The sequence below is a fragment of the Streptomyces phaeoluteigriseus genome (assembly GCF_001896135.2).
Classification (GTDB): domain Bacteria; phylum Actinomycetota; class Actinomycetes; order Streptomycetales; family Streptomycetaceae; genus Streptomyces; species Streptomyces phaeoluteigriseus.
The window spans coordinates 185,275-212,158 of the sequence record NZ_MPOH02000009.1 but is presented as its reverse complement, the minus strand read 5'-3'; the positions used below and the strand labels follow the sequence as shown (position 1 = coordinate 212,158).

23 protein-coding genes and 2 pseudogenes are annotated in these 26,884 nt (G+C 70.3%); 20 read left to right on the top strand and 5 right to left on the bottom strand.

Going from position 1 to position 26,884, the window contains the following annotated elements; all coding sequences use genetic code 11:
* Position 1: 1 nt before the first annotated feature.
* From BM536_RS08735 to BM536_RS08725, 3 genes are all read left to right on the top strand, one after another.
* Positions 2-3,307 carry a response regulator gene (locus tag BM536_RS08735; protein ID WP_094102773.1) on the top strand — a complete coding sequence of 1,102 codons (3,306 nt, stop codon included), beginning with the start codon at positions 2-4 and terminating at the stop codon, positions 3,305-3,307.
* Positions 3,308-3,428: 121 nt separating this feature from the next.
* The gene (locus BM536_RS08730) at positions 3,429-3,827 is read left to right on the top strand and encodes an OB-fold nucleic acid binding domain-containing protein (protein WP_073492330.1); all 399 of its coding nucleotides are present in this window, start codon (positions 3,429-3,431) and stop codon (positions 3,825-3,827) included.
* 3 nt (positions 3,828-3,830) lie between these two features.
* Complete coding sequence (locus BM536_RS08725) at positions 3,831-4,613, top strand: DUF3159 domain-containing protein (protein WP_073492328.1); 783 nt, start codon at positions 3,831-3,833, stop codon at positions 4,611-4,613.
* Positions 4,614-4,756: 143 nt separating this feature from the next.
* On the opposite strand, the gene BM536_RS08720 is transcribed toward BM536_RS08725, so the two are convergent.
* Both BM536_RS08720 and BM536_RS08715 read right to left on the bottom strand, forming a co-directional pair.
* Entirely contained in the window at positions 4,757-5,425 is a 669-nt protein-coding gene (locus tag BM536_RS08720) for a potassium channel family protein (protein WP_073492326.1), read from the bottom strand.
* Complete coding sequence (locus BM536_RS08715; protein ID WP_073492324.1) at positions 5,422-6,093, bottom strand: potassium channel family protein; 672 nt, start codon at positions 6,091-6,093, stop codon at positions 5,422-5,424. The genes BM536_RS08720 and BM536_RS08715 overlap by 4 nt, the downstream gene beginning before the upstream one ends.
* A gap of 416 nt (positions 6,094-6,509) precedes the next feature.
* Here BM536_RS08715 and BM536_RS08710 point away from each other — a divergent pair, with 416 nt between their 5' ends.
* The 3 genes from BM536_RS08710 to BM536_RS08700 all read left to right on the top strand — a co-directional run bounded on the left by BM536_RS08710 (position 6,510) and on the right by BM536_RS08700 (position 10,579).
* Entirely contained in the window at positions 6,510-8,588 is a 2,079-nt protein-coding gene (locus BM536_RS08710) for an APC family permease (RefSeq protein WP_073492323.1), read from the top strand.
* A 91-nt stretch (positions 8,589-8,679) separates the two neighbouring features.
* The gene (locus BM536_RS08705) at positions 8,680-10,032 is read left to right on the top strand and encodes a class I SAM-dependent RNA methyltransferase (protein ID WP_094102772.1); all 1,353 of its coding nucleotides are present in this window, start codon (positions 8,680-8,682) and stop codon (positions 10,030-10,032) included.
* A 280-nt stretch (positions 10,033-10,312) separates the two neighbouring features.
* Positions 10,313-10,579 (top strand): FGGY-family carbohydrate kinase, encoded by a 267-nt coding sequence (locus tag BM536_RS08700; RefSeq protein ID WP_073492321.1) that lies wholly within the window; start codon positions 10,313-10,315, stop codon positions 10,577-10,579.
* A 58-nt stretch (positions 10,580-10,637) separates the two neighbouring features.
* On the opposite strand, the gene BM536_RS43940 is transcribed toward BM536_RS08700, so the two are convergent.
* Positions 10,638-11,108 carry a PfkB family carbohydrate kinase gene (locus BM536_RS43940; protein ID WP_079274949.1) on the bottom strand — a complete coding sequence of 157 codons (471 nt, stop codon included), beginning with the start codon at positions 11,106-11,108 and terminating at the stop codon, positions 10,638-10,640.
* Positions 11,109-11,284: 176 nt separating this feature from the next.
* Complete coding sequence (locus BM536_RS08690; RefSeq protein WP_079274950.1) at positions 11,285-12,166, bottom strand: helix-turn-helix domain-containing protein; 882 nt, start codon at positions 12,164-12,166, stop codon at positions 11,285-11,287.
* 171 nt (positions 12,167-12,337) lie between these two features.
* Between BM536_RS08690 and BM536_RS08685 the strand changes: the two genes are divergently transcribed.
* From BM536_RS08685 to BM536_RS08625, 13 genes and pseudogenes are all read left to right on the top strand, one after another.
* Positions 12,338-13,354, top strand: coding sequence for a zinc-dependent alcohol dehydrogenase family protein (locus BM536_RS08685; RefSeq protein WP_073492317.1), 1,017 nt, complete (start codon positions 12,338-12,340; stop codon positions 13,352-13,354).
* Positions 13,355-13,439: 85 nt separating this feature from the next.
* On the top strand, positions 13,440-14,105 hold the full coding sequence (locus BM536_RS08680; RefSeq protein WP_073492315.1) for an SDR family NAD(P)-dependent oxidoreductase: 666 nt from the start codon (positions 13,440-13,442) through the stop codon (positions 14,103-14,105).
* Between the two features lie 15 nt (positions 14,106-14,120).
* The gene (locus BM536_RS08675; protein WP_245873331.1) at positions 14,121-14,651 is read left to right on the top strand and encodes a cyclophilin-like fold protein; all 531 of its coding nucleotides are present in this window, start codon (positions 14,121-14,123) and stop codon (positions 14,649-14,651) included.
* A 165-nt stretch (positions 14,652-14,816) separates the two neighbouring features.
* Positions 14,817-16,071, top strand: a pseudogene (locus tag BM536_RS08670) (MFS transporter).
* A 58-nt stretch (positions 16,072-16,129) separates the two neighbouring features.
* Entirely contained in the window at positions 16,130-16,897 is a 768-nt protein-coding gene (locus BM536_RS08665) for an SDR family oxidoreductase (protein WP_073492313.1), read from the top strand.
* A 97-nt stretch (positions 16,898-16,994) separates the two neighbouring features.
* Positions 16,995-17,762 carry a glucose 1-dehydrogenase gene (locus BM536_RS08660; RefSeq protein WP_073492312.1) on the top strand — a complete coding sequence of 256 codons (768 nt, stop codon included), beginning with the start codon at positions 16,995-16,997 and terminating at the stop codon, positions 17,760-17,762.
* 36 nt (positions 17,763-17,798) lie between these two features.
* Entirely contained in the window at positions 17,799-18,212 is a 414-nt protein-coding gene (locus tag BM536_RS08655) for a (R)-mandelonitrile lyase (RefSeq protein ID WP_073492310.1), read from the top strand.
* A 301-nt stretch (positions 18,213-18,513) separates the two neighbouring features.
* The gene (locus BM536_RS08650; protein WP_073492308.1) at positions 18,514-19,164 is read left to right on the top strand and encodes a (2Fe-2S)-binding protein; all 651 of its coding nucleotides are present in this window, start codon (positions 18,514-18,516) and stop codon (positions 19,162-19,164) included.
* Between the two features lie 7 nt (positions 19,165-19,171).
* Positions 19,172-20,151, top strand: a pseudogene (locus tag BM536_RS08645) (FAD binding domain-containing protein).
* Positions 20,148-22,343 carry a xanthine dehydrogenase family protein molybdopterin-binding subunit gene (locus BM536_RS08640; protein ID WP_073492306.1) on the top strand — a complete coding sequence of 732 codons (2,196 nt, stop codon included), beginning with the start codon at positions 20,148-20,150 and terminating at the stop codon, positions 22,341-22,343. Before BM536_RS08645 ends, BM536_RS08640 begins: the two are co-directional and overlap by 4 nt.
* 166 nt (positions 22,344-22,509) lie before the next feature.
* Complete coding sequence (locus tag BM536_RS08635; RefSeq protein WP_073492305.1) at positions 22,510-23,640, top strand: XdhC family protein; 1,131 nt, start codon at positions 22,510-22,512, stop codon at positions 23,638-23,640.
* Between the two features lie 729 nt (positions 23,641-24,369).
* Positions 24,370-24,564, top strand: coding sequence for a ribbon-helix-helix protein, CopG family (locus BM536_RS08630; RefSeq protein ID WP_073492303.1), 195 nt, complete (start codon positions 24,370-24,372; stop codon positions 24,562-24,564).
* Positions 24,561-24,953, top strand: a complete 393-nt coding sequence (locus BM536_RS08625) for a type II toxin-antitoxin system death-on-curing family toxin (RefSeq protein WP_073492301.1) — start codon at positions 24,561-24,563, stop codon at positions 24,951-24,953. The genes BM536_RS08630 and BM536_RS08625 overlap by 4 nt, the downstream gene beginning before the upstream one ends.
* 249 nt (positions 24,954-25,202) lie before the next feature.
* Here BM536_RS08625 and BM536_RS08620 read toward each other — a convergent pair whose 3' ends face one another.
* Entirely contained in the window at positions 25,203-26,069 is an 867-nt protein-coding gene (locus BM536_RS08620; RefSeq protein ID WP_079274948.1) for a helix-turn-helix transcriptional regulator, read from the bottom strand.
* Positions 26,070-26,183: 114 nt separating this feature from the next.
* On the opposite strand from BM536_RS08620, the gene BM536_RS08615 reads away from it, so the two are divergent.
* On the top strand, positions 26,184-26,882 hold the full coding sequence (locus BM536_RS08615) for an SDR family NAD(P)-dependent oxidoreductase (RefSeq protein ID WP_094102771.1): 699 nt from the start codon (positions 26,184-26,186) through the stop codon (positions 26,880-26,882).
* The last annotated feature ends 2 nt before the right edge of the window (positions 26,883-26,884 follow it).

Below are 26,884 nucleotides of genomic sequence, written 5' to 3'. Positions count from 1 at the left end.
CATGGCACGCGGCAAGCTTCGGATCCACCTCGGCGCGGCACCGGGCGTGGGCAAGACGTACGCGATGCTGTCCGAGGCCCATCGGCGCGTCGAGCGGGGCACGGACTGCGTGGTGGCGTTCGCCGAGCACTACGACCGGCCGCGTACCGAGGCGATGCTGCACGGCCTGGAGGAGGTCCCCCGACGGCGGCTGGAGTACCGGGGTGCCGCCCGCACCGAGATGGACGTGGACGCGGTGCTCGCCCGCCGCCCCCAGGTCGCCCTGGTGGACGAGCTGGCCCACACGAACGTCCCGGGCTCGCGCAACGCCAAGCGCTGGCAGGACGTGGAGGATCTGCTCGCCGCGGGCATCGACGTGATCTCCACGGTGAACATCCAGCACCTGGAGTCCCTCGGTGACGTGGTGGAGTCGATCACTGGGGTGCGGCAGCAGGAGACGGTCCCGGACGAGTTCGTACGCCGGGCCGACCAGATCGAGCTGGTCGACATGTCGCCGCAGGCCCTGCGCCGCCGCATGGCGCACGGCAACATCTACGCACCGGACAAGGTCGACGCGGCCCTGTCGAACCACTTCCGGCCGGGCAATCTCACCGCCCTGCGGGAGCTGGCCCTGCTGTGGGTGGCCGACCGGGTCGACGAGTACCTGAAGCAGTACCGCAGCGAGCACCGGGTGTCGGCGATCTGGGGTTCGCGGGAGCGGATCGTGGTCGGGCTGACCGGCGGCCCGGAGGGGCGGACACTGATCCGGCGGGCGGCGCGGCTTGCGGAGAAGGGCGCCGGTGGCGAAGTACTGGCCGTCTACGTCGCGGGCACGGACGGCCTGACCTCCGCCTCGCCCAAGGAACTGGCGGTCCAGCGCACGCTCGTGGAGGACCTCGGCGGTACCTTCCACCATGTCGTCGGCGACGACGTCCCGGCCGCCCTCCTCGACTTCGCCCGGGGCGCCAACGCCACCCAGATCGTCCTCGGCTCCTCGCGCCGCAAGGCCTGGCAGTACGTCTTCGGGCCCGGCGTCGGCGCGACGATCGCGCGCGAGTCGGGACCCGACCTCGACGTGCACATCGTCACCCATGAGGGGGCGGCCAAGGGGCGGGGTCTGCCGGTGGCCCGGGGCGCGCGGCTCGGGAGGGCCCGGATCATCTGGGGCTGGGCGGTCGGGCTGGCCGGCCCCCCGCTGATGACGGTGCTGCTCGGCACGGTCCACCTCGGCCTCGCCAACGACATGCTGCTGCTTCTCACCGTGACGGTCGCGGCGGCGCTGCTCGGTGGCCTGCTGCCGGCGCTGGCCTCGGCGGCCCTCGGGTCCCTGCTGCTGAACTACTTCTCCACAGCGCCCCTGCACCGCTGGACCGTCGCCGATCCGAAGAACATCGTGGCCATCGTGATCTTCGTCTGGGTCGGGGTGTCCGTGGCGTCGGTGGTCGACCTCGCCGCCCGGCGCACCCACCAGGCGGCCAGACTCCGGGCGGAGTCGGAGATCCTCTCCTACCTGGCGGGCAATGTGCTGCGCGGCGAGACCAGCCTGGAGGCGCTGCTGGAGCGCGTCCGGGAGACCTTCGGCATGGAGTCGGCGGCCCTGCTGGAGCGCGGGGACCACCAGGCGCCGTGGACCTGCGCGGGCCGGGTCGGCGTGGGGCCGCCCGTCGAGCGGCCGGAGGACGCTGATGTGGACGTGCCCGTCGGGGACCGCCTGGCACTGGCGCTCACCGGACGGGTACTGCCCGCGGCGGACCGGCGGGTGCTGGCCGCCTTCGCCGCGCAGGCGGTCGTCGTGCTGGACCGGCGTCGTCTTCAGGAGGAGGCCGACCGGGCCCGCACCCTCGCCGAGGGCAACCGGATCCGTACGGCACTGCTGGCCGCCGTAAGCCATGACCTGCGCACTCCGCTGGCCGGGATCAAGGCGGCGGTGTCGAGCCTCAGATCCGACGACGTGGCCTGGTCCGAGGAGGACCGGGCGGAACTGCTCGAAGGCATCGAGGACGGCGCCGACCGGCTCGACCACCTGGTCGGGAACCTCCTGGACATGTCCCGTCTCCAGACCGGCACGGTCACGCTGATCATCCGGGAGACCGACCTGGACGAGGTGGTACCGATGGCGCTGGGCGGGGTTCCGGCGGACAGCGTGACGCTGGACATCCCGGAGACGCTGCCGATGGTCGCCGTGGACGCCGGACTGCTGGAGCGGTCGGTCGCCAACCTGGTGGAGAACGCGGTGAAGTACAGCCCGGACGGCACCCCCGTGCTCGTCTCGGCCAGTGCCCTCGCCGGCCGGGTCGAGGTCCGGGTCGTGGACCGTGGGCCGGGCGTGCCCGACGAGGCCAAGGAGCGGATCTTCGAGCCCTTCCAGCGGTACGGTGACGCTCCCCGGGGAGCCGGGGTGGGCCTGGGCCTCGCGGTCGCGCGTGGCTTCGCCGAGGCGATGGGCGGGACGCTCGACGCCGAGGACACACCGGGCGGGGGACTGACCATGGTGCTCACCGTGCGTCGCGGCCGGAGGACCGGGACTGCGCGCCGGGGCCGTCCGCCGGCCCGCGCCCCCCACCGCCGGCGGCCCGTCCCCGAAACACCCCGCACAACCCGAAAGGCAGGCTTCATGAGCTCGACCGGGGGGACCCCGCAGAGCCCCACGAGGGTGCTCGTGATCGATGACGAACCGCAGATCGTGCGCGCCCTCGTGATCAACCTCCAGGCCCGCAAGTACGAGGTCGACGCGGCCCACGACGGGGCCACCGCCCTCCGGGTCGCCGCCGCCCGCCACCCGGACGTGATCGTGCTCGACCTGGGACTGCCCGACATGGACGGCGTCGAGGTGATCAAGGGTCTGCGCGGCTGGACCCGGGTGCCGATCCTGGTGCTGTCCGCCCGGCACTCCTCGGACGAGAAGGTCGAGGCGCTCGACGCGGGCGCCGACGACTACGTCACCAAGCCCTTCGGCATGGACGAGCTGCTGGCCCGGCTGCGGGCCGCCGTCCGCCGGGCCGAACCCGCGGGCGGGGATGAGGACGAGGCCCTGGTCGAAACCGACGGGTTCACGGTCGACCTGGGCGCCAAGAAGGTCAACAGGGACGGCAAGGACGTACGGCTCACCCCCACCGAGTGGCATCTGCTGGAGGTGCTGGTGCGCAACACCGGCCGCCTGGTCGGCCAGAAGCAGCTGCTCCAAGAGGTGTGGGGGCCGTCGTACGGGACGGAGACGAACTACCTGCGGGTGTACATGGCGCAGCTGCGCAGGAAGCTTGAGGTCGATCCGTCGCATCCGCGGCACTTCATCACGGAGCCGGGGATGGGGTATCGATTCGAGAAGTGAGCCAGCAGGTGAGCCACGAGGTGTGAGCCGCAGAGGAGCTGGAGCGGTGAGGGGGGCGGGCGGATGACAGGCGTCGGCACGCGGCTTCGGGCCTGGAGGGGCCTCCCGGTACGCTTCAGGTATGAGTGGTGTTCCTCGTTCCGAGAAGCCGGCCGGCCGGTTCCGGCGCATGCTCGATCGGCTCTCCTCCTCGCAGGAGGACCTGGAGTCCGAGGAGCTGCGCGAGGACGCCGAGACCGCGGGCTGCACGCGGATCGGAGACTGCCAGGACCGGCAGGTCGTGACGGTTACTGGTACCTTGCGCACGGTCACCCTGCGGCCGCGGGCCGGAGTCCCGGCCCTGGAGGCCGAGCTGTTCGACGGCTCCGCCGCGCTGGACGTGGTGTGGCTGGGCAGACGCTCCATAGTCGGCATAGAGCCGGGACGCAAGCTCATAGCATCGGGCCGGATCTCGCTCAGCCGAGGCCGCCGGGTGCTGTTCAACCCCAAGTACGAACTGAGACCCCTTGGTAGGGAGTAGCCGGTGACGTCGCTCGACAAGCCGACCGAAGAAGCTCAGCAGGACGATCCCCGGGCGGTGACGGAAGCCGCGCTGTTCGAGGCGTTCGGCGGAGTGCGGGGCATGGTCGAGACGGTGGTGCCCGGCCTGCTGTTCGTCACGATCTACACGATCAACAAAGACCTGCACATGTCGGCGATCGCCGCGCTGGCGGTGTCGCTGGTCCTGGTCGTGGTCCGCCTGGCCATGAAGGACACCGTGAAGCACGCCTTCAGCGGTGTCTTCGGTGTCGCCTTCGGTGTCGTGTTCGCGATGATGACGGGCAACGCGAAGGACTTCTACCTGCCCGGCATGCTCTACACACTGGGGCTGTCGCTGGCGTACATCATCACGACCCTGTGCGGGGTGCCGCTGCTCGGGCTGATCCTCGGGCCGGTGTTCAAGGAGAACCTCTCCTGGCGGACCCGCAACCCCGGCCGCAAGAAGGCGTACGCGAAGGCCAGCTACGCCTGGGGGCTGATTCTGCTGGCCAAGTGCGCGATTCTCTTTCCGCTGTACTGGTGGGCCGACACCACTCAGCTCGGGTGGGTGCTGATCGCGCTGAAGATTCCGCCGTTCCTGCTGGCCGTGTGGCTGACGTGGGTGTTCCTGGCGAAGGCGCCCGCGCCCATCGACGTCTTCGCCGAGATGGAGGCGGAGGAGAAGGCTGCGGAGCTGAAGGCCGCGGAGTCGAAGGGTGCGCAGTCGCCTGGTGTCGCGGCGACGGAGTCCGCGGACTCCGGTCCGCGGCATCGGCGGGACGGGTAGGTTCGGCGGGGTTCGCTTCGCCCCCCGCCGCCCCTTCCCTGCCCTTCCCGTCCCTGGGGGCCGCCGCCCCCAGACCCCCGCTTCGGCCCTGAACGGGCCTCGTCAGCGGGGCCTCGTCCGCAAGAGCCGGACGGGCTGGGGATTCAGTCCTCGCGGCGTACCGACAGCAGGTCCTCCAGTTGCTCCTCTCGGGCCTGGGCGGCCACGAAGAGGAGCTCGTCGCCTGCTTCCAGGGAATCCTCGCGGGACGGGGTGAGAACCCGGGTGCCGCGGATGATGGTGACCAGCGAGGTGTCCTCGGGCCACTCCACGTCGCCCACCTGGGTGCCGGCCAGGGCCGACTCCTCGGGGAGGGTCAGTTCGACGAGGTTGGCGTCGCCGTGACTGAAGCGGAGCAGGCGGACCAGGTCGCCGACGCTCACCGCCTCCTCCACCAGGGCCGACATCAGGCGCGGCGTGGAGACGGCGACGTCGACACCCCAGGACTCGTTGAACAGCCACTCGTTCTTCGGGTTGTTCACCCGGGCGACGACGCGCGGGACGCCGTACTCCGTCTTCGCGAGCAGGGACACGACGAGGTTGACCTTGTCGTCGCCCGTGGCGGCGATCACGACGTTGCAGCGCTGGAGGGCCGCCTCGTCGAGGGAGGTGATCTCGCAGGCGTCGGCCAGCAGCCACTCCGCCTGCGGGACGCGCTCGACCGAGATGGCGGTCGGCGCCTTGTCGATCAGCAGGATCTCGTGGCCGTTCTCCAGCAGCTCGCCCGCGATCGAGCGGCCGACTGCGCCGGCTCCGGCAATGGCGACCCTCATCGGTGACCGTCCTCCTTCGGGCCCTCGGCGAACGAGGCCTCGACCTTCTCCACGTCGTCGGCGCGCATCATGACGTGCACCAGGTCGCCCTCCTGCAGAACCGTCTGCGAGCTGGGCAGGATCGCCTCGCCGAGGCGGGTGAGGAACGCGACGCGGACGCCCGTCTCCTCCTGAAGTCTGCTGATCTTGTGTCCGACCCAGGAGGCGGAGGCGTGTACCTCGGCCAGCTGGACGCCACCGGTGGGATCGCGCCACAGCGGCTCGGAACCCGAGGGAAGCAGTCGGCGCAGCATCTGGTCGGCCGTCCAGCGGACCGTGGCCACCGTCGGGATACCCAGGCGCTGGTAGACCTCGGCGCGGCGGGGGTCGTAGATGCGGGCGGCGACGTTCTCTATGCCGAACATCTCCCGGGCCACGCGGGCGGCGATGATGTTCGAGTTGTCGCCGCTGGAGACGGCGGCGAAGGCCCCGGCCTCCTCGATGCCCGCTTCGCGCAGGGTGTCCTGGTCGAAGCCGACCCCGGTGACCCGGCGGCCGCCGAACGAGGAGCCAAGACGTCGGAAGGCGGTGGGGTCCTGGTCGATCACGGCGACCGTATGCCCCTGCTGCTCCAGGGTCTGGGCGAGAGCGGAACCCACTCTGCCGCAGCCCATGATGACGATGTGCACGACCGTCCTTCCGAGGTCAAATGTTGCTGACTTGGCTGTAACAGGGTCTCAGACCGCCGACCAAGCTACACACGCGCGGTCCGCGGAGGGCACCCCTGTGCACGGTCGACGGTGTCAGCGACGGCTGATGCTCCAGAGGCTGAGGAGGGTGAGGATTCCGAGGCCGACGAGGGTGCCGACGGCTCCGATCAGCTCGGCGGTCGTGTGCATGGAACCTCCGACGGGGCGGCAGCGTACGGGAATCGTCATATAGGCATGACGATCGGCGCGGCCACGGAATCCGCAGCCGCGCCGTGGCTGATTTCACCCGTGAGGCAGACGGAGTGCCTCGGCGGGGGAACCGGGGCGCAGCGTCACCCGACTGAGCCCGGGGGAGGGTGGGCGACCTCGTGTTCGAAGGCCTACGATGCTCTGTTGTGTCCAAACTGACCGACGTGCCCAAACGGATTCTGATCGGGCGCGCACTGCGCAGTGATCGGCTCGGAGAAACGCTCCTGCCGAAGCGCATTGCCCTACCCGTCTTTGCTTCCGACCCGCTGTCCTCCGTGGCCTACGCGCCCGGGGAGGTGCTGCTGGTCCTGTCCATCGCGGGCTTGTCGGCCTACCACTTCAGCCCGTGGATCGCCCTCGCGGTCGTCGTACTGATGTTCACGGTGGTCGCCTCCTACCGGCAGAACGTCCACGCCTACCCGAGCGGTGGCGGTGACTACGAGGTGGCCAACACCAACCTCGGCGCCAAGGCCGGCCTCACCGTCGCGAGCGCCCTGCTCGTCGACTACGTCCTGACCGTCGCCGTCTCCATCTCCTCCGGCATCGAGAACCTCGGCTCCGCGATCCCGTTCGTCGTCGAGCACAAGGTGGCCTGCGCGGCCGCCGTCGTCGTGCTGCTGACGCTGATGAACCTGCGCGGAGTCAAGGAGTCCGGCAAGCTCTTCGCGATTCCGACGTACGTGTTCGTCGCGGGCGTCTTCATCATGGTCGCGTGGGGCGCCTTCCGGGCCCTCGTCCTGGGCGACACCATGCGGGCGCCCACCGCCGAATACACGATCAAGCCCGAGCACCAGGGTCTGGCCGGCTTCGCCCTGTTCTTCCTGATGCTGCGCGCGTTCTCCTCCGGATGCGCGGCGCTCACCGGCGTGGAGGCCATCTCCAACGGCGTCCCCGCCTTCCGCAAGCCCAAGTCCAAGAACGCGGCGACGACCCTCGCCGCGATGGGGCTGCTGGCCGTCACCATGTTCTGCGGGATCATCGTGCTGGCCCTGGTCACCGACGTCCGCATGGCCGAGAACCCGGCCGTGGACCTGCTGAACAACGGCGTCGCGGTCGGCTCCGACTACGTCCAGAATCCGGTGATCAGCCAGGTCGCCGAGGCCGTCTTCGGCAAGGGCAGCTTCCTCTTCGTCGTGCTCGCCTCGGCCACCGCACTGGTGCTGTTCCTGGCGGCCAACACCGCCTACAACGGCTTCCCGGTGCTCGGCTCGATCCTCGCCCAGGACCGCTACCTGCCCCGCCAGCTGCACACCCGCGGCGACCGCCTGGCGTTCTCCAACGGCATCGTGCTCCTCGCGGGCGCGGCGACTCTGCTGATCGTCGTGTACGGCGCCGACTCCACGCGGCTGATCCAGCTCTACATCGTCGGCGTGTTCGTGTCCTTCACGCTCAGCCAGACCGGCATGGTCCGGCACTGGAACCGCCACCTGGCGACCGAGACCGACCCGGCCAGGCGCCGCCGCATGGTCCGCTCCCGGGCGATCAACACCTTCGGCGCGTTCTTCACCGGCCTGGTCCTGGTGGTCGTCCTGGTCACCAAGTTCACCCACGGCGCCTGGGTCGCCCTGCTCGGCATGGTGATCTTCTACGGCACGATGTCCGCGATCCGCCGCCACTACGACGGCGTCTCCACGGAACTGGCCGCACCCGAGGGACCCAGCGACGACAGCGTCCGCCCCTCGCGCGTCCACTCGGTGCTGCTGATCTCCAAGATCCACCGCCCCACGCTGCGCGCCCTCGCCTACGCCAAGCTGATGCGCTCCGACACCCTGGAGGCGCTCACCGTCAACGTCGACCCGGCAGAGACGAAGGCGCTGCGAGCGGAGTGGGAACGGCGCGGCATCGACGTACCGCTGAAGGTCCTCGACTCGCCCTACCGCGAGGTCACGCGGCCGGTCATCGAGTACGTCAAGAGCCTGCGCCGGGAGTCGCCGCGGGACGCCGTGTCGGTGATCATCCCCGAGTACGTGGTCGGCCACTGGTACGAGCAGCTGTTGCACAACCAGAGCGCGCTCCGGCTGAAGGGCCGACTGCTGTTCACGCCGGGCGTGATGGTGACCTCGGTGCCGTACCAGCTCCAGTCCTCCGAGGTGGCCAAGAAGCGGGCCCGCAGGCGGCAGGACTGGAACGCGCCGGGTTCCGTGCGGCGCGGTCCCGCCCTCGACGGGCGACCGAAGGAGCCGTCCGGCACGGATTCCGCCGACTCCCCGGGCCCGCAGGCCTGACCCGATCATGGTGAGCGGCCGGACGACAGCCACGTAGACTGGTGGGCTGTTGTCCGGCCGTACCTCGTTCGAGTAGTGGAGTCACCCCGCCATGCAGGCAGAACCGAAGAACTCGCAGGCGGACCCGCAGGCGAGGTCGCTCGTCGGCGAGGAGTACAAGGTCGAGGTCGGCCCCGTCGCCCACGGCGGTCACTGCATCGCCCGCACCGACGAGGGCCAGGTGCTGTTCGTCCGGCACACGCTGCCCGGCGAGCGGGTCGTGGCCCGGGTGACGGACGGCGAGGAAGGCGCGCGGTTCCTGCGCGCGGACGCGGTACGCGTGCTGGACCCGTCCAAGGACCGCGTCGAGGCACCCTGTCCGTACGCCGGACCCGGCCGCTGTGGCGGCTGCGACTGGCAGCACGCCAAGCCGGGCGCCCAGCGCCGTCTCAAGGGCGAGGTGATCACCGAGCAGCTCCAGCGGCTCGCGGGCCTCACACCCGAGGAGGCCGGCTGGGACGGCACCGTGATGCCGGCCGAGGGCGACAAGCTTCCGGCGGGCCAGGTTCCGCAGTGGCGCACGCGCGTGCAGTACGCGGTCGACGCCGACGGCAACGCCGGGCTGCGCCGCCACCGCTCGCACGAGGTCGAGCCGATCGAGCACTGCATGATCGCGGCCGAGGGCGTCAGTGAACTGGGCATCGAGCAGCGGGACTGGAGCGGCATGGTCTCCGTCGACGCCATCGCGGCGACGGGCTCCCAGGACCGCATGGTGATCCTCGAACCCCGTCCCGGCGCCCGCCTCCCCCTCGTCGAACTCGACCGGCCCGTCTCCGTGATGCGGGTCGAGGAGCACGACGGCGGCATCCACCGTGTCCACGGCCGCGCGTTCGTGCGTGAGCGCGCCGACGGCCGGACGTACCGCGTCGGCAGCGGCGGCTTCTGGCAGGTCCACCCGCAGGCCGCCGACACCCTCGTCAAGGCGGTCATGCAGGGCCTGCTGCCGCGCAAGGGCGACATGGCGCTCGACCTGTACTGCGGCGTCGGCCTCTTCGCCGGCGCCCTCGCCGACCGCCTCGGCGACAAGGGCGCGGTGCTCGGCATCGAGTCCGGCAAGCGCGCCGTCGAGGACGCCCGGCACAACCTCGCCGGCTTCGACCGCGTACGGATCGAGCAGGGCAAGGTCGAGAGTGTCCTCCCGCGTACGGGGATCAGCGAGGTCGACCTCATCGTCCTCGACCCGCCGCGGGCGGGAGCGGGCCGCAAGACGGTCGAACACCTGTCGTCCCTGAAGGCACGGAAGATCGCGTACGTGGCCTGCGATCCCGCTGCGCTGGCACGGGACCTGGGGTACTTCCGGGATGGGGGGTACCGGGTGCGGACTCTGCGGGCGTTCGATCTGTTTCCGATGACGCACCACGTGGAGTGCGTGGCGATTCTGGAGCCTGCCGCGAAGAGCGTCTGACCTGCCGTTTCCTGACTCAGGCGTCGGCTCGACCTGTTTTCCTTCATGCAGCGGGTCGAGCGGACGGTTCGCGCGTCATGCATACGCTGATCTGTGGTTTTGTAGCCGGGCGCGGTCTGAGTCGCCCGAGCGCCGTGGCATCGCTCAAAAACTCTTGACGCTCAGATGACGCCCATTCAAGGCGCATCGAAGGAAGAAGAGCAACGCCGTCGGACGGATGACGGTCAGGGCGCGCCGACCGGCTACATGGGACGATCGGCCCGGTGGATGGTGGCTTCAGATGTTCGCCGACGCTCTGCGGCGGCCGGTCGTGGTGAGCGACGTGGCGGAGAGCGCCGCCCGGGGAGCGGCTCTTCTCGCCGCCACCGCCGTCGGACTGCTCGACGACGTGACGGACCCGCGCGCCACCCCCGCCGTACTCAGCCGCCACGAACCCCGCCCCGACCGGGTCGCCGTACTCGACGAGGCTTATGCGGTGTACCGGGAGGCGTTGGAGGCTCTCGGACCGGTCTGGGCCCGTCTGGACGCGCCCGAGGCTCCGGAGTGAGTGCCGGACGAGCCGGCGACATGAGGGATCGACGGGTATCCAGGCACGGCCACTGCCGCTAGCCGGGGGGCGGCACACCGTCGTCGCGGTACGGAGGCTGGGCGCCGGCGCGGGTGCAGGTGTCGGCAGCGATCTCCACGGCGTAGGACAGCAGCCGGGCGAGGTCGCCGGCCCCGAGAGCGTCGACGCCTTCTCGGTTGAGCCGGTCGGCGTGGTGCGGGTGGGCGAGTGCCCCGGCGGTGAAGGCGTCGCCCGCTCCGACCGTGTCGACGACCTCGACCACCGGAGCGGGCACATGCACGTTGGCGTCGCGGCCGACGGCCCAGGCGCCCCGCGAGCCGAACGTGATCAGGACGAGGGCGCGGCCGCCTGCGGTCTGCGCACGTACATCCTGCCGGCGGAACACCGCACGGGAGAGCGCGGCTTGATGGACGTGCAGCGGCTCGTGATCTGACCGTGGATGTCCACGGGCATACAGGAATCCGCCCCCGACGGATCGTTTGACGCCGTCGATGAGGGCGTGGCTCATCTTCTCCCCGCGGCGGACCCCGAGCAGTAGTACGGGCCGTGCAGCCGTCTCTTCAAGGCTTGCCAGGAACCTGCCTGTCGCGCGGGGCCGGGCTCCGGGTAGCCGCTGCACAGGACAGCACCGTCAGCGTTCGGAACAAGTCTTCCAGCCGCCCTCATGGCGGCGGCCCGTCGCGGTCAGATGACGGGGGAGGAGGCCGGCAGGTCCTGGTCGGCGGCCCAGGAGGCCAGGATGCGCAGCCGTTCGTGGGTGGGGGAGCCGGGCGCGGCGGTCCAGACGGTGAGGTGCTGGTCGGGGTCCGTGTTGGCGGTGAGGGTGTCCCAGTCCAGGACGAGTTCGCCGACGACCGGATGGTTGAGGATCTTCGTGCCCACGGTGCGGGCGGCGACGTGGTGATCGCCCCACCAGCGGGCGAACTGCTTGTCGTGCATGGACAGTTCACCGACCAGCTCGATCAGGCGCGGGTCTTCGGGATACTTCGCGGCCTCCATGCGCAGTTGGGCGACGGCGATGTGCGCGGAGCTCTCCCAGTCTGCGTACAGGGTGCGCATGGCGGGGTCCGTGAAGATGATCCGCGGGTAGTTGCGGTGCTTCTCCGGGAGGCGGGAGAAGTCGGTGACCAGGCCGGCGGCCAGCGCGTTCCAGGCAAGAATGTCCCCGCGCCGGCCCTGCACGATGGCCGGAGTGGCGGTGAGGTCGTCCAGGACCCTCTGCAACTGTGGCTGGACCTTCTGCCGGCCGCGGCGCCGGGTGCGGGTGGTGGTCTTGCCGGCGAGCTGGAAGAGGTAACCCCGCTCGTCGTCGTCCAGATGGAGCACCCGGGCGAGGACATCCAGCACGGGCGCCGACGCCTGCATACGGCCTTGTTCCAGGCGGGTGTAGTAGTCGGTGCTGATGCTGGCGAGCTGGGCGACCTCCTCGCGGCGCAGCCCCTCCACCCGGCGGGGCCTGTCGCTCTCGGGCAGTCCGACCGTGCGCGGGCTCAGCTCGGAGCGGCGCTTCTTGAGGAATTCTCCCAGCTCATCGAGGGGAACGTTGGCGGTCATGCTTCCCAGCATGACACCCATCGCACCTGCGTAAGGGGGGAGAGTTTCCTCCCTGGATATTTCCCTCCTGGGATATTTTTCTCCGCTTTTCCGCGCCTGCCCTCACGTGTGAGCCTCGATCGTGAGCAGTCGTTCCTCACGACGACTGCGGCTCACCGATCCCCGCACCGAAGGAAGCACCCCATGCGCGGAGCAGTCATTCACGCCCCCGGCGATGTGCGCTTCGAGACCCTGGACGACCCGAAGATCATTGAGCCGACCGACGCGGTGATCCGTACGGTCGCCACCTGTGTGTGCGGCTCGGACCTGTGGCCGTATCGCGGTCTCGAGCCAGTAGGCGACCCGCACCCGATGGGGCACGAGTACGTCGGCATCGTCGAGGAGACCGGCAGCGAGGTCACCAACGTCAAGCCGGGCCAGTTCGTGGTCGGTTCCTTCGCCACCTCGGACAACACCTGCGTGAACTGCCTGAACGGCTGGCAGTCCTCCTGTCTGAACCGCGAGTTCATGAGCACCTGCCAGGCCGACTACGTGCGCATCCCCAACGCCCACGGCACCCTGGTCGCCACGGACGAGCACCCGGGCGCCGAGACGGTTCCCAGCCTGCTCGCCGTGTCCGACGTGATGGGCACCGGCTGGTACGCCGCCCTCGCCGCCGAGGTGAGGCCAGGCTCGACGGCCGTCGTGGTCGGCGACGGAGCGGTCGGCCTGTGCGGTGTCATCGCCGCGAAGGAACTGGGTGCGGAGCGGATCATCGCGATGTCCCGGCACGACTCCCGGCAGAAGCTCGCCCTCGAATTCGGCGCCACCGACATCGTGGCCGAGCGCGGCGACGAAGGCATCGCCCGCGTCAAGGACCTCACCGGCGGCATCGGCGCCGACAGCGTGCTGGAGTGCGTCGGCACCGCGGATTCGATGCGGCAGGCCCTGCACTCCGCCCGCCCCGGCGGCAACGTCGGCTTCGTCGGCGTCCCGCACGAGGTGGCCATCGACGGCGAGGAGCTGTTCTTCTCCCACGTCGGTCTGCGCGGCGGTCCCGCCCCCGTGCGTGGCTACCTGCCCGATCTGATCGATCGCGTGCTGACCGGCCGCATCGACCCGGGCAAGGTCTTCGATCTCACCCTGCCCCTGGACCAGGTCGCCGAGGGCTACCGGGCGATGGACGAGCGCCGCGCCGTCAAGGCCCTGCTCAAGCCCTGAGCGCAGACGCGTCCACACCCGGGGTCGCACCGGGGCGGTGCGGCCCCGGGCCGGCAACCACCCCCGCTCACACAAGGAACTGACCATGACGACCTTCGCCCTTGTTGGCGCCGGCCCCGGTCTCGGGCTGGCCACTGCCCGCCGCTTCGGAGTCGCCGGCCACACCGTCGCCCTCATCGCCCGCGACGCGGAGAAGCTGGACGGCCTGGCAGCCGACCTCGCCCGTGACGGCGTCCAGGCGCACGGCTACACGGCCGACGTCCTCGACATCGAGTCCCTGACCGCGGCCCTGTACGCAGCCGCGGCCGACCTGGGGCCCATCGAGGTCCTCCAGTACAGCCCCGTGCCCCGCGCCGACTTCATGAAGCCGGTTCTCGATACCAGCGCCGACGACCTCGACGCCCCGCTCGCTTTCTCCGTCAAGGGCCCCGTCACCTGCGTGAACGCCGTCCTGCCCGGAATGCGCGAACTCGGCCGCGGCACCTTGCTGTTCGTCAACGGCTCCAGCGCCGTACACCCCAACCCGAAGGTCGCCGGCACCTCGATCGCCTTCGCCGCCGAGAGCGCCTACGCCCACATGCTCCACGACGCGCTCGCCCCGGAAAACATCCACGCCGCCCAGCTGATCATCCCTGGAGCCATCCGGCCCGACGCCGAGCACAGCAGCCCCGACGTCCTGGCCCAGCGCCTGTACGACATCCACACCAAGCGGGACGGCTTCCGCCACCACGCCGAGCCTCTGCCCGACTAGCCACAGGACGCCCCCGTGAACCCCGCCCCCTTTCGCGCTCTCGCCCGCGTGGTCCCGGCCGCCGCCCTGCTGCTGGGCATGACCGCCTGCACCGACGATTCCCCGCCTGCCTCCGCCTCCTCGTCCTCCTCCGAGCCCGCGTCGCCGCAGGCATCGACAGCCCCGGCAGCCACCACACCGACCGGCAGGACAACCGCGATGAACATCAGGCTCACCCTCGACGGCCACCCCGTCGCCGCCACCCTGAACGACAGCCCCACCGCCCGCGACTTCGTCGCCCAGCTCCCCCTGACGCTCTCCCTGCGCGACCTCAACCAGGCCGAGAAGATCGCCGATCTGCCCCGGAAGCTGTCCACCTCCGGCGCCCCGGAAGGCGCCGACCCCGAGGTCGGTGACCTGGCGTACTACGCCCCCTGGAACCAGCTCGCCACCTACTACCGCGACGCCCCGTACGCGACCGGCCTGGTCATCCTCGGGCACATGGCCGGCGGCGGCACCGAGCGGCTCGCCACCGCGGACGAGATCACCATTGAAGCCGCGCCCTGACCCGCCCCACCGTTCGCTCCTACGAAGGGGGAGGAGATTCTCCCCTTATCGTCCGGTTCACTGCACGGGACCGTCGAAGACGTGGCCGCGCTGTCCACTGTCCGCCGCGACGGCTTCAGCCGCCACCATGATCCCTCGATTTCCACGCAAGGAGAGACCCCACGTATGCCTTCCGCATCCGGGACCACCCCCGGCAAGCTCCCCTTCGTCGTGTGGGTGCTCGCCGCCGGCACGTTCCTGATGGGGACCACCGAGTTCGTCGTCGCCGGCCTGCTGCCGGAGCTGGCCGGTGACCTCGGGGTCAGCGTCTCCCACGCCGGCCTGCTGATCACCGCCTTCGCCATCGGCATGATCGTCGGCGCGCGACCATGGCCATGGCGACCCTGCGCCTTCCCCAGCGCCGGACGCTGATCCTGGCCCTGTCCGTGTTCTGCCTCGGACATCTGGTCGCTGCCCTCAGCGCGTCCTTCACGATCGTCCTCGCCGCCCGCGCCGTCACCGCCCTGGCCACCGGAGCGTTCTGGTCCGTCGGCTTCGTCGTCGCCACCACCGCTGCCGGGCCGCGCAACGCCACCCGCGCCACGGGCGTCATGATCGGTGGTCTGACCCTGGCCAACGTCATCGGCGTGCCGGTCGGCTCCTTCGCCGGTCAGTTCACCGGCTGGCGTGGCCCCTTCTGGGCCCTGGCGGTCCTGTCCGGGCTCGCCGCCGTGTTCATCGGTCGCTTCATTCCGGCCCATGAGCAGCGCGTCGAGGTGTCCCTCCGGGCCGAGGTCCGGGCTCTGCGCCAGGGCCGGCTGTGGCTGGCGCTCGCCGCCGCGATGCTGATCATGGGCGGTGTCCTGGCGACGTACACCTATGTCACGCCGCTGCTGACCGACCGCGCAGGGATCCCCGCAGGTGCCGTACCGCTCGTCCTGATCGCCTTCGGTTTCGGCGCCCTGGGCGGCACCACCACGGGAGGCCGCCTGGGCGACCGGCGTCCGATGGCCGCCACCATCACGGCCGCCGCGGCCACCGCCCTGGTCCTGCTCCTGATGATCCCGCTGTCCGGCAACCCGGTGACGGCCACCCTCCTGGTCTTCCTCATGGGCCTGACCGGCTTCACCGTCAACCCGGTGGTCACCGCGCTCGCCATGCGCTTCGCGGGCGACGCCCCCACCCTCACCTCGGCGCTGACCACCTCCGCCTTCAACACCGGCATCGCCGCCGGATCGGCGCTCGCGGGTACGGCCCTGGACTCCACCCTCGGCCTGACAGGCCGCCCCTGGTCGGCACCGTCATCGCCGCCCTCACGCTGCTGCCCCTGATCGCCCTCGCCGTCCACGGCTCATCCGGCAAGGGCCGGGTCGTGGCCCGGAGCAGCGCTCCCGCGCAGCGGCGACGCGACGAGGCCGCACAGGTGTCGTCGCAGCACTGACTCAAGCCTGGATCCGCGTACGGCCGACGACGTACCAGCAAGCGAGAGGACTCCGTACATGACTGTGAGCAGCACGGCCTTCACTGGCAAGGTGGCCTTCGTGACCGGAGCCGGCTCCGGTATCGGCCGCACCACCGCCGTCGCCTTCGCCCGCGCGGGTGCCCGCGTCGCCCTGGCCGACCTGTCCGCGGACGGTCTGCGGGAGACCGCACGGCTCGTCGAGGAAGCGGGCGGACAGGCTCTGGCCCTCGCCTGTGACGTCACCAGCGATGACGACGTGAAATCCGCGCTGGACGACACCATCCGGGCGTTCGGACGACTGGACGTCGCCTTCAACAACGCCGGCGTCGAGCAACCGGTCAAACCGGCCGCGGACATCGCGAAGGACGAGTGGGACCGTGTCGTCGGGGTCAGCCTGACCGGGATGTTCCTGTGCATGAAGCACCAGATCCCCCTGATGCTTCAGAACGGAGGCGGCGCGATCGTCAACGCCTCCTCCGGCGCCGGCGTCAAGGGCTTCAAGGGACAGGCGGCCTACGCCGCGGCCAAGCACGGCGTCGTCGGCCTGACCCGCTCCACCGCCCTCGACTACGCGGCATCCGGGATCCGTGTCAACGCCGTCTGTCCCGGCATCATCGACACCGAGATGATCCAGCGCTTCGCCGAAAGCACCCCCGGGGGACGGGACGCCCTGATCGCGGACGAGCCGATCGGACGCCTCGGCACACCGGAAGAGATCGCAGCCGCTGTGCTCTGGCTCTGCTCGGACGCCGCATCCTTCACCACCGGCCACGCCCTGGTCGTCGACGGCGGCCAGACCGTCTGACGGCGTCTCGGCAGGGACTCGTGCCGCCGCAGTTCATTCAGGCATCCCTGACATCAGTCGTGCCGCCACATCTCCCCACCTGAAGGGACAACACCACGTGAACCCCTCATACGACTTCAACGGCCAGGTCGCCCTCGTCACCGGCGCCGGTGCCGGTATGGGCCTGGCGACCGCCCGCGCGTTCGCCGCGTCCGGAGCCGCCGTCGCCCTCACCGACATCGACGAGACGGCCCTGAACGCTGCCGCGAAGGAACTCACCGACGCCGGCCACCAAGTCCTCGCCCTCACCTGCGACGTCAGCGACGAGGACCAGGTCGCCGCCGCCGTCGACCGCACCGTGGAGACCTTCGGCCGCCTCGACATGGCCTACAACAACGCCGGCATCCAGATCCCGCCCAGCGACGCCGCCGACGAGCCCGCCGAGCGGTTCGACCGCGTCAACGCCATCAACCTGCGCGGCGTCTGGGCGTGCATGAAGCACGAGCTGCGGCACATGCGTGCCCAGGGCAGCGGCGCGATCGTCAACTGCTCCTCCCTGGGCGGCCTGGTCGGCCTGCCCGGCCGCGCCTCCTACCACGCCTCCAAGCACGGAGTCATCGGCCTGACGAGCAGCGCGGCACTCGAATACGCCCCCCGAGGCATCCGCATCAACGCCGTCTGCCCCGGCACCATCGACACCCCCATGGTCAGCGACATGATCGCCAAGGGAGAACTCGACCGCGCCGAGGCCGAGGCCAACCAGCCCATCAACCGGCTCGGCACCGCCGAGGAGATCGCCCAGGCGGTCCTGTGGCTGTGCAGCCTTGGAGCGGGTTTCGTCGTCGGTGTCGCCCTCCCCGTGGACGGTGGCTACGTCGCTCGCTGAAGACAGCCAACGCATGAAAGGGAGCTGAGAGACACCATGGAATTCATCAAGCAGCAGCCCAGCAGCAAGGCCCCGGCGGACTGGTTCACCGGCGACGTGTGGTGGGACGTCATCGTGGCCGGCCAGGAGCCGTCGCGGATGCGCGCCAATCTGGTCCGCTTCTCGCCGGGCGCCCGCACCAACTGGCACTCCCACGCCCTGGGCCAGACCCTGCACGTCGTTTCCGGCATCGCCCTGATCGGCACCCGGGACGGCACCGTCTTCGAGGCCCACCCCGGCGAGACGGTCGCGTGCCCGCCGAACGAGGAACACTGGCACGGCGCCGTCCCCGACCGCTTCATGGAGCACGTCGCCCTGTGGGAGGGCACGGGCGACGGCACTCCCGAGACCACGTGGGCCGAGCCGGTCACCGACCAGCAGTACAACGGCCGCCGCACCCGCGACCAGTAGCCCCGGCCCATCCCACGCGCACCCGGGGCTCGCTCAGGACGTCACGGCGTCCCGGGGACTGCCGCCTGCCTTGCTGCGCGCGCAAGTGCCCCCGATGACGTCGGTCAGTCACTTCTGACGGAGCTTCAAGGGGGGAGGAAAGTCTCCCTGCCACGAAAGTTGCCGGTGGTGCAAGACTCCCCAAGTGACCGGCAGCCGCCGCCAGAGCGCGCGGTTGCCGGCTTCCCCGCGGTGACGACGATCCACTTTCCCGTCCCGCCGATGTGTACGGCCGATCCGTCCGCGATACGAAGGCGTACGTATGTCCACTGAACTCCCCGAGTCTGCCGCTCCACCCCCCACCGGAGCCGGCGAGTCCTCCCCGGCGCCCACTCGGCGCACCTTCATCGCCACGAGTACCGTGGTCGGCGGCGCGGTCGTCGCGGGGAGCGTCGTCGGAGGGACCTCCCTCATCGGCGCGGAAGAGGTGACGGCCGCCGAGCGGCCGCCGTCCAGCCGTGTCTCTTTGACGGTCAACGGCACCCGCCGGACGGTGACGGTCGACAACCGCACCTCGCTGCTGGACCTGCTCCGCGAGCATCTTGGTCTGACGGGCTCGAAGAAGGGCTGCAACGCCGGGGCCTGCGGGGCGTGCACCGTGCTGGTCGACGGCCACCGGGTCAACGCCTGCCTGACGCTCGCGGTGCGTCTGGAGAGCGCCGAGGTCACCACGATCGAGGGCCTGGCCAAGGGCGGCGAACTCCACCCTTTGCAGCAGGCGTTCATCGACGAGGACGCCTTCCAGTGCGGCTACTGCACCCCGGGTCAGATCGTCTCCGGGGTGGGTTGCATCAAGGAGGGTCACACCGGTTCGCCGGAGGAGATCAGGGAGTGGATGAGCGGCAACATCTGCCGCTGCGGCTGTTACGTGAAGATCGTGCGGGCGGTCGAGCAGACCGCCGGCCGGAAGTGAGGGCCCGATGTATCCCTTTGCCTTCACCAAGGCGTCCGACACCGGTGAGGCTCTCGACGCCGCCGCCGCGGCGGCCGTTACATCGCCGGCGGCACCACCCTCGTCGACCTGATGCGCGAGACCGTCGAGCGTCCCGACAGCCTGGTCGACATCAGCGGCCTGCCCTTGCGCCAGGTCACGGTGACCGAGCGCGGGGGACTGCGGATCGGCGCCCTGGTGACCATGTCCGAGGCCGCCGCCCACGCCAAGGTGCGCACGCTGTATTCCGTCGTCTCCGAGGCGCTGGAACTGAGCGCTTCGGCCCAGTTGCGGAACATGGCCACCATCGGCGGCAACATCATGCAGCGCACCCGCTGCACGTACTTCCGGGACGTGACCGCAGACTGCAACAAGCGTGAGCCCGGCTCCGGTTGTGCCGCGCGGAACGGCGTCAACCGCACCCACGCCATCCTCGGCACCTCTGACGCCTGCGTGGCAACGCACCCGTCCGACGTCGCCGTTGCCTTCGCCGCCCTGGACGCCCGGGTGCACCTGCTGGGCCCGGACGGGGCGCGCCAAGTCCCCTTTGCCGACTTCCTGTTGCGGCCCGGCAGCACCCCCCAACGCGAACATGCCCTGCGCAAGGGTGAGCTGATCACCGCGGTGGAGATCCCCGCTCTTCCGCGCCCGCTCAGGTCCGGCTATCTGAAGGTGCGTGACCGGCAGTCGTACGAGTTCGCCCTGACCTCGGCTGCCGTCGCGCTGCACGTACGCGGCGGGGTGATCCGCGAGGCGAAGGTCGCCGCCGGGGGAGTGGGCACGGTGCCCTGGAAGCTGCCCGCCGTCGAGCAGCACCTCGTCGGTGAACGCCCCTCGGGGGCCCTGTGGTCGGCCGCTGCCGCCAAGGCGGCGGACGGGGCACGCCCGCTCAAGCACAACCGGTTCAAGGTCGAGCTGCTGAAGCGGACCGTCGAACGCCAGCTGCGTGTCGTAGGAGGTGCCAAGTGAGCCCCCAGCCGCAGGCAGCCGTGGGTGCGCCGCTGTCCCGGGTGGACGGCCGGCTGAAGGTCACGGGTAAGGCGTTGTACGCCGCGGAGCACGACGTCGACGGGTCCGTGCACGCCGTCATCGTCGACGCGGCCATCGGCCGCGGCCGCATCACCTCGATCGACACCGGCGCCGCCGAAGCCCTTCCGGGCGTACTGAAGGTGATCCACCACCGCAACGCACCGAAACTGCCGTACCGCGACAACAGCGGGTCGAACAACCCCGAGGGCCGGCGACTGCGTGTCTTCCAGGACGACCGAGTCCGCTTCCACGGCCAGCCGGTCGCCGTCGTGGTCGCCACCACCCTGGAGGCCGCACAGCACGGCGCGAGCCTGGTCAAGGTCGGCTACGACGCCGAACAGCCCTCGACCGACCTCACCGAGGCCGAGCCGGACGAGCCGACCCGCTACACACGCGGCGACGCCGAAGCGGCCCTGCGCTCGGCGGCCGTACGACTGGACCTGACGTACCGTACGGCGCGCAACCACCACAACCCGATGGAGCCGCACGCCACCATCGCCCGCTGGAACGGCGACAAGCTCACCGTCTGGGACAAGACCCAGTGGGTGGTGGGCACGCAGACGGAACTCGCGGCGGTGTTCGGCCTGGAGACGGACGCAGTACGCGTCATCTCACCGTTCGTCGGCGGCGGTTTCGGCACCGCGCTGCGCTGCTGGCCGCACGTGGTCGTCGCCGCGCTGGCCGCCCGCGAGACGAAGCGCCCGGTCAAGCTGGTCCTCAGTCGCAAGCAGATGTACCTCGGGACCGGTTTCCGGCCTTCGTACGAGTACCGCCTGCGCCTGTGCAGCGACCGGCGCGGCCGTCTGACCGCCGCGGTGCACGAGCTGGACGCCGAGACGTCGTCGTACGAGAAGTTCACCGAGTCCATCCTGGCGGCCGGGCAGATGCTCTACAGCATGCCCAACGTGTCCCAGAGGTACCGGACGGTGCCGCTGGACCTGCCCACACCGCTCTACATGCGCGGCCCCGGCTTCCAGACGGCCTCCTTCGTCATCGAGTCGGCCATGGACGAACTCGCCCACAAGCTCGGCGTCGACCCGATCGAGCTGCGCCGACGCAACGAACCGAACGAGGACGAGTCGACCAACCTGCCGTTCTCCACGCGTCGGCTACGCGAGTGCTACACGGTCGGCGCCCGCGAGTTCGGCTGGCACCGCCGCAACCCGAAGCCCCGCACCACGCGTGAGGGGGACTGGCTGATCGGCAGGGGCATGGCAGCCGGCGTCTACGACACCGCCCGCATGCCGGCCCAGGCCCGGGCCCGCCTGGACGCCGACGGCACCGCGCTCGTCGAGGCGGCCGCCACCGACATGGGCCCGGGTACGTACACCTCCCAGACTCAGGTCGCCGCCGATGCACTGGGGTTGACCGTGCGCACGGTGACCTTCCGGCTGGGGGACTCCCTCTACCCGCCGACACCACCACACGGTGGCTCGATGACCATGGCCAGCGTCGGCTCCGCCACCCTCGACGCCTGCAACAAGGTCCGCCGTCAGGCAATCGAACTGGCCGTCGGGGACCGCGAGTCGCCGCTGCACGGGGTGGCGGCTGACGATGTCGTGGTACGCAACGGCCGACTGCACATGAAGAACGATCCAACGCGCGGGGAGACGTACCGGCGGCTGCTGGCCCGCAACGACCGCACCCACCTGGAAGCGGACGGCTCCTTCGCGCCGCCGTCCGGACCCGAGCGGCACTCCTTCTACGGCTACAACGCGACCTTCGCCGAGGTGGCCGTCGACGCGACGCTGGGCCTGGTGCGGGTGCGGCGCGTGCTCGGGGTGTACGACGCGGGCCGCATCATCAGTCCCAAGCTGGCCGACAGCCAGGCCCTCGGCGGCATGGTCGGCGGCATCGGCACGGCCCTGCTGGAGCACACGGTCACCGACCACCGCGACGGGCGGATCGTCAACGCGAACCTCGCCGACTACCTCGTCCCCGTCAACGCCGACGTCCCCGACCTCAAGGCGATCTACCTGGACGGCGAGGACCGCGAGGCCGACCCGCTCGGAGTCAAGGGACTCGGCGAACTCGTGATGATCGGGGTGGCGCCCGCCATCGCCAACGCGGTCTTCAACGCCACCGGACGCCGCGTTCGCGAACTGCCCATCAGCGCGGAGGCGTTGCTCTGACCCACCGGCACTTCGGTCCGGCGGAGTGCGCACGGTTCGTCCGGCAGCTCCTCCCCGTCCGGCTGCCGGACTTCCGAGGGCCGCCGCGTGACGTTTCCCTGGCGTCGTGGCGGCGGCCCGTTCACCTTCCGATCCTGGTCCGGCCATGGAGACAGGGAGAACTGCCATGCTGAACATCGCGGACACTCTGCACCGCTGGTGCCGCGAGGCACGCCCCTTCGCCCTGGCCACGGTCGTCGGCGTGCACGGCAGTGCCCCTCTGCCGGTCGGTACGTCGGTCGCGGTGGACGACGAAGGCGACGCCGTCGGCAGCGTCTCCGGCGGCTGCGTCGAGGGAGCGGTCTACGAGCTGTGTCGGCAGATGCTCCATGACCGTGGCACGCCGCAGCAGGCCCGATTCGGCTACTCCGACGACGATGCCTTCGCCGTCGGTCTGACCTGCGGCGGCGAACTCGACGTCCTCGTCCAGCGCATCGATCCCGCAGCCCAGCCGCACCTGTCCACGGCCCTCTCCGAGATCGCTCAAGGGCGATCGGTCGCCGTGGCGCAGGTCGTGGACGGCCCGGATCGTCTCCTCGGCTCCACGCTGAGCGTGCTCGGCGGCGGCCAGGTCGCCTGCGGGCGCGTGGACGGCGGCCTGGCCGACCAGGCAGTGGCCGACAGGGCCAGGGCGCTGCTGCGGGCGGGACGCACCGTCCGCATCGACCTCGGCGGGCAGGCGGACGAATGCCCCGAACGGCTGTCCGTCCTCGTTCATGTCCATGCGTCCCCGCCGCGCCTGCTGGTCTTCGGTGCCGTCGACTTCGCCGCGGCCCTCAGTCAGGCCGGCCGCTTCCTGGGCTACCACGTCACCGTCTGCGACGCCCGCCCCGTCTTCGCCACTCCCGCCCGCTTCCCGCACGCGGACGAAGTGGTCGTCGACTGGCCCCACCGCTACCTGGAACGCACCGAGGTGGACGAGCGAACCGCCGTATGTGTCCTCACGCACGACGCCAAGTTCGACATCCCGCTGCTTCGCCTGGCACTCGACCTGCCCGTCGCCTACGTCGGGGCCATGGGCTCCCGGCGCACCCACGACGAGCGCATGCGCCGCCTGCGCGAGCAGGGCGTCACGGAGAAGCAGTTGGCCCGGCTGCGTTCCCCCATCGGCCTCGATCTTGGAGCCTCCACGCCCGAGGAGACGGCCATTTCCATCACCGCGGAGATCATCGCCCAGGCCAACCACGGCACGGGCCGGCCACTGACCCAGATCACCGGCCCGATCCACCGGCCGTCGGAGTTGGCGAGTCACCGGTAGGCCGGCCCCACGAACCGACAAGGGCTCACCGTCCCTCTGCAAGCAGCCGCCGGCCTGGAAGAACCTGGCGTTCTCGATGGAGTGCAGAGGCAGGGCTTCATCGGATGAGCCGGCTGGTCAGCCCGAAAGCCCACAGGTTTGCCTGAGAGAAGGGACGTGCTGTAAGCCGTGACGCTCGTTTGACGCTCTGGGCTCCCGCAGGCGGCACAGCGAGCCGAGAAACGGCCTCTGACCTGGCCTTTTTCGAGACCCGCTCAAGCCGACATCTTTCCGATGACGCACCACGTGGAGTGCGTGGCGATTCTGGAGCCTGCCGCGAAGAGCGTCTGACCTGCTGCTCGGTATTCCAGGTGGTCGATTCGACTCGTTTCGCTCCTGAAATGCGTCGGGTGAGGTTCGCTCGAGCAGAACGGTCTGAGCCGCAGGTTCGAGGGCGGCGCGGGTCTCGGGGGCGACGTGGCGGTACGGAACGCAGAATTTTGACGCTCGGATGACGCTCGAATCGGAGGTTCTCACGGATCTCTGCGGCCCGAGCCGTCGGCACGGAGGCAAGGACTTCGGCTCGGGCGTCCTACTGCACCTCGGCGGCTCGGGCTGCTACCTCGGGCGCACGCACCTTGGAACCGGGGGAGTGGCCCGACCGGGCCACAGAGGGCCGCGCCGTGGTCCGGGGTCTCGACTGTCTGGTAACGCCTCGCCGCGCAGATACCAGTCAGGTATCATCACTGTATGGCGATGACACTCCGACTCCCCGACGATCTTGACGCGAAGCTCACCGAGCGGGCTCGTCGGGAGGGTCGCAGCAAGCAGGAACTTGCCATTGAGGCCATCCGTGACGCACAGAATCGGGCCGAGCTGAAGGTCGACGACGTCCTGGCCGAGCTTCTGGACAGCGATGCGGAGATCCTGGACTACCTGAAGTGACCGAAGTGCGCCACATCCAGATCGACGAGATCCTGGCCATCGCTCGCACGGTCAACGGTACCGAGCACAGCGTGCGTGACATGGGACTTTTGGTGTCAGCCATCGAACGGCCACGCACCAACGTGTTCGGGGCCGAGCTATATCCCACGTTGCACGAGAAGGCGGCGGCATTGCTTCACTCCGTTGCCCGCAATCACGCGCTGATCGACGGCAACAAGCGCACCGCCTGGCTTGCCATGCGTGTCTTCCTGCGGTTCAACGGCGTGAGCGCCAGTACCGTCCCGCCGCCCGTCTCCATTGCCGGCCCGTTCGTCGAGGAAGTCGCGCAGGACAACGTCGATGTACCGGTCATCGCAAAGCGCCTGTCGGCCTGGTTCCCCGCTTCCTGAAGTTTGACGTCGTGAAGTGCGGGGCGGAATGAGGTGGGTTCCGTGAGCGGTGGTGGCTCTTGGCAGTCCGCCGGGCGGACCGAGGCCAACTCCTTCCGGCGATCGGGCGATGGGGCGGTCGGGCGGTCGGGGCCCCATGCGTTTCGTGCTGGAGGCCGCCCACCGCCGGCAGCGAAACGGCACGGTGCAGACGTTCGACCGGTGCTGCTCGCCGTGACGTGCGGCCGGTCGATCGACGCGTGGGTCGGATCAGTTGTACGTGGTGACCGGTGGGCCGGCGATGGCCGTCAGTCGGAGCTTGGTCTCGTCCTCGCTGCCGGGCGCGGCGGTCATGATCACGATCTTCAGCTCGCCGTCGCCGTCGGTCAGGGTGTCGCAGTCCACCGTGACAGGTCCTACCGAGGGGTGGTCGATCGTCTTGTGGTCCTCGCGGTGTGCGGCCACCACTCCGGTCGCCCACAGCTCGGCGAACCGGGCGTTGCCCGCCTTCAGTTCGCGGATCAGAGCGGCGAGGCGCCTGTCCTCGGGGAAGCGGCCGGTGGCGCGGCGCAGGTCGGAGACGACGGCGGCGTCGGTGGCGTCCCGGTCCGCCTCGGCCACCGGCCACAGAGCGAGGCGGGCGGGGCTCTCGTCCACCGGGAACCTGTCGCGGGCGAAGTTGCGCAGTCGCGGCGGCGAGGCGGAGGGATCGCCCAGTAGCGCGGCCCACCCCTGATTCCACCGGATCAGCTGCCAGTCCGCCGCGAAGACGGCGACCGCGACGTCTCCGAGCCGGGCGAGCACCCGCTGCACGCCGGGCGGGAGGTGGTCGGAGACCGCGCCGTGCGCCGGTGGGACGAGGTGGGCCAGCCGGTACAGGTGGTCTCGCTCGGCCGTGGTCAGGTGCAGGGCGCGCGCCAGGGCTGCCACCACGCTCGCCGAGGGGGTGGTGGCGCGTCCCTGCTCCAGGCGCACGATGTAGTCGACCGACACCCCGGCGAGATCGGCCAGTTCCTCACGCCGCAGCCCCGCCGTGCGGCGCCCCGGCGCCGCCGGCAGCCCGGCGGCCGACGGGGGCAGCCGGTCGCGCCACGTGCGGATCATCGCGTCCAGTCCGGTTCCGGGTCTCGCCGTCATGCTCCTCATCCTCCTGTGTTTCCGGCCGTCAGGGCGGACACGAAGGTGGTACTGCTCCTCCTACCGTCGAACTCTCCCTGGTGCGCGTCTTTCCGCCGCCGAATCATCGAGGGCATGACGATCACCTTCATCACCGGAGCCAACAAGGGTCTCGGCCGCGAGACCGCCCGCCGCCTGATCGAGTGCGGCCACACCGTGCTCGTCGGAGCCCGCGACCGTGAGCAGGGCGAGGAGGCCGCCGCCGTGCTCGGCGCACGCTACGTTCCCATCGACGTCAGCGACGACGCGTCCGTGGCCGCCGCGGCCGCGAACGTCGCCGAACACGAGGGCAGGATCGACGTCCTGATCAACAACGCCGGTGTGCACGGTGCCGTCGGCGATCCCGGCGACCTCACCGCCGCCGACGCCCTCGCCGTCCTGGACGTCAACGTCATCGGCGTCATCCGCACCACCACCGCGTTCCTGCCTCTGCTGCGCCGTTCGGACGACCCTGTGATCGTCAACGTGAGCAGCGGCATGGGCTCCCTCGCCCTCACCCACGACCCCGGCCGGCCCGAGTCGCGGGTCGTCGCGCCGCTGTACACCTCATCGAAGGCGGCGCTGACGATGCTGACCACGCAGTACGCCAAGGGGCTCAGGGGCATCCGCGTCAACGCGGCCGATCCCGGCTACACCGCGACCGACCTCAACGGTCACAGCGGGCCGCAGACCGTCACCGAAGGCACGGACGCGATCGTCGCCCTCGCCACCGAGGGGCCCGGCGCAGGAACCGGACGCTTCCTCTCCCGCCACGGCGAGATCGCCTGGTCCTGAGA

Excerpts from the sequence above, each read along its gene's own strand:
- BM536_RS08735 (WP_094102773.1), top strand. The coding sequence starts at position 2 with ATGGCACGCGGCAAGCTTCGGATCCACCTCGGCGCGGCACCGGGCGTG.
- BM536_RS08730 (WP_073492330.1), top strand. The coding sequence starts at position 3,429 with ATGAGTGGTGTTCCTCGTTCCGAGAAGCCGGCCGGCCGGTTCCGGCGC.
- BM536_RS08720 (WP_073492326.1), bottom strand. The coding sequence starts at position 5,425 with ATGAGGGTCGCCATTGCCGGAGCCGGCGCAGTCGGCCGCTCGATCGCG.
- BM536_RS08705 (WP_094102772.1), top strand. The coding sequence starts at position 8,680 with ATGCAGGCAGAACCGAAGAACTCGCAGGCGGACCCGCAGGCGAGGTCG.
- BM536_RS08700 (WP_073492321.1), top strand. The coding sequence starts at position 10,313 with ATGTTCGCCGACGCTCTGCGGCGGCCGGTCGTGGTGAGCGACGTGGCG.
- BM536_RS43940 (WP_079274949.1), bottom strand. The coding sequence starts at position 11,108 with ATGAGCCACGCCCTCATCGACGGCGTCAAACGATCCGTCGGGGGCGGA.
- BM536_RS08690 (WP_079274950.1), bottom strand. The coding sequence starts at position 12,166 with ATGCTGGGAAGCATGACCGCCAACGTTCCCCTCGATGAGCTGGGAGAA.
- BM536_RS08685 (WP_073492317.1), top strand. The coding sequence starts at position 12,338 with ATGCGCGGAGCAGTCATTCACGCCCCCGGCGATGTGCGCTTCGAGACC.
- BM536_RS08680 (WP_073492315.1), top strand. The coding sequence starts at position 13,440 with ATGACGACCTTCGCCCTTGTTGGCGCCGGCCCCGGTCTCGGGCTGGCC.
- BM536_RS08665 (WP_073492313.1), top strand. The coding sequence starts at position 16,130 with ATGACTGTGAGCAGCACGGCCTTCACTGGCAAGGTGGCCTTCGTGACC.
- BM536_RS08655 (WP_073492310.1), top strand. The coding sequence starts at position 17,799 with ATGGAATTCATCAAGCAGCAGCCCAGCAGCAAGGCCCCGGCGGACTGG.
- BM536_RS08650 (WP_073492308.1), top strand. The coding sequence starts at position 18,514 with ATGTCCACTGAACTCCCCGAGTCTGCCGCTCCACCCCCCACCGGAGCC.
- BM536_RS08635 (WP_073492305.1), top strand. The coding sequence starts at position 22,510 with ATGCTGAACATCGCGGACACTCTGCACCGCTGGTGCCGCGAGGCACGC.
- BM536_RS08630 (WP_073492303.1), top strand. The coding sequence starts at position 24,370 with ATGGCGATGACACTCCGACTCCCCGACGATCTTGACGCGAAGCTCACC.
- BM536_RS08620 (WP_079274948.1), bottom strand. The coding sequence starts at position 26,069 with ATGACGGCGAGACCCGGAACCGGACTGGACGCGATGATCCGCACGTGG.
- BM536_RS08615 (WP_094102771.1), top strand. The coding sequence starts at position 26,184 with ATGACGATCACCTTCATCACCGGAGCCAACAAGGGTCTCGGCCGCGAG.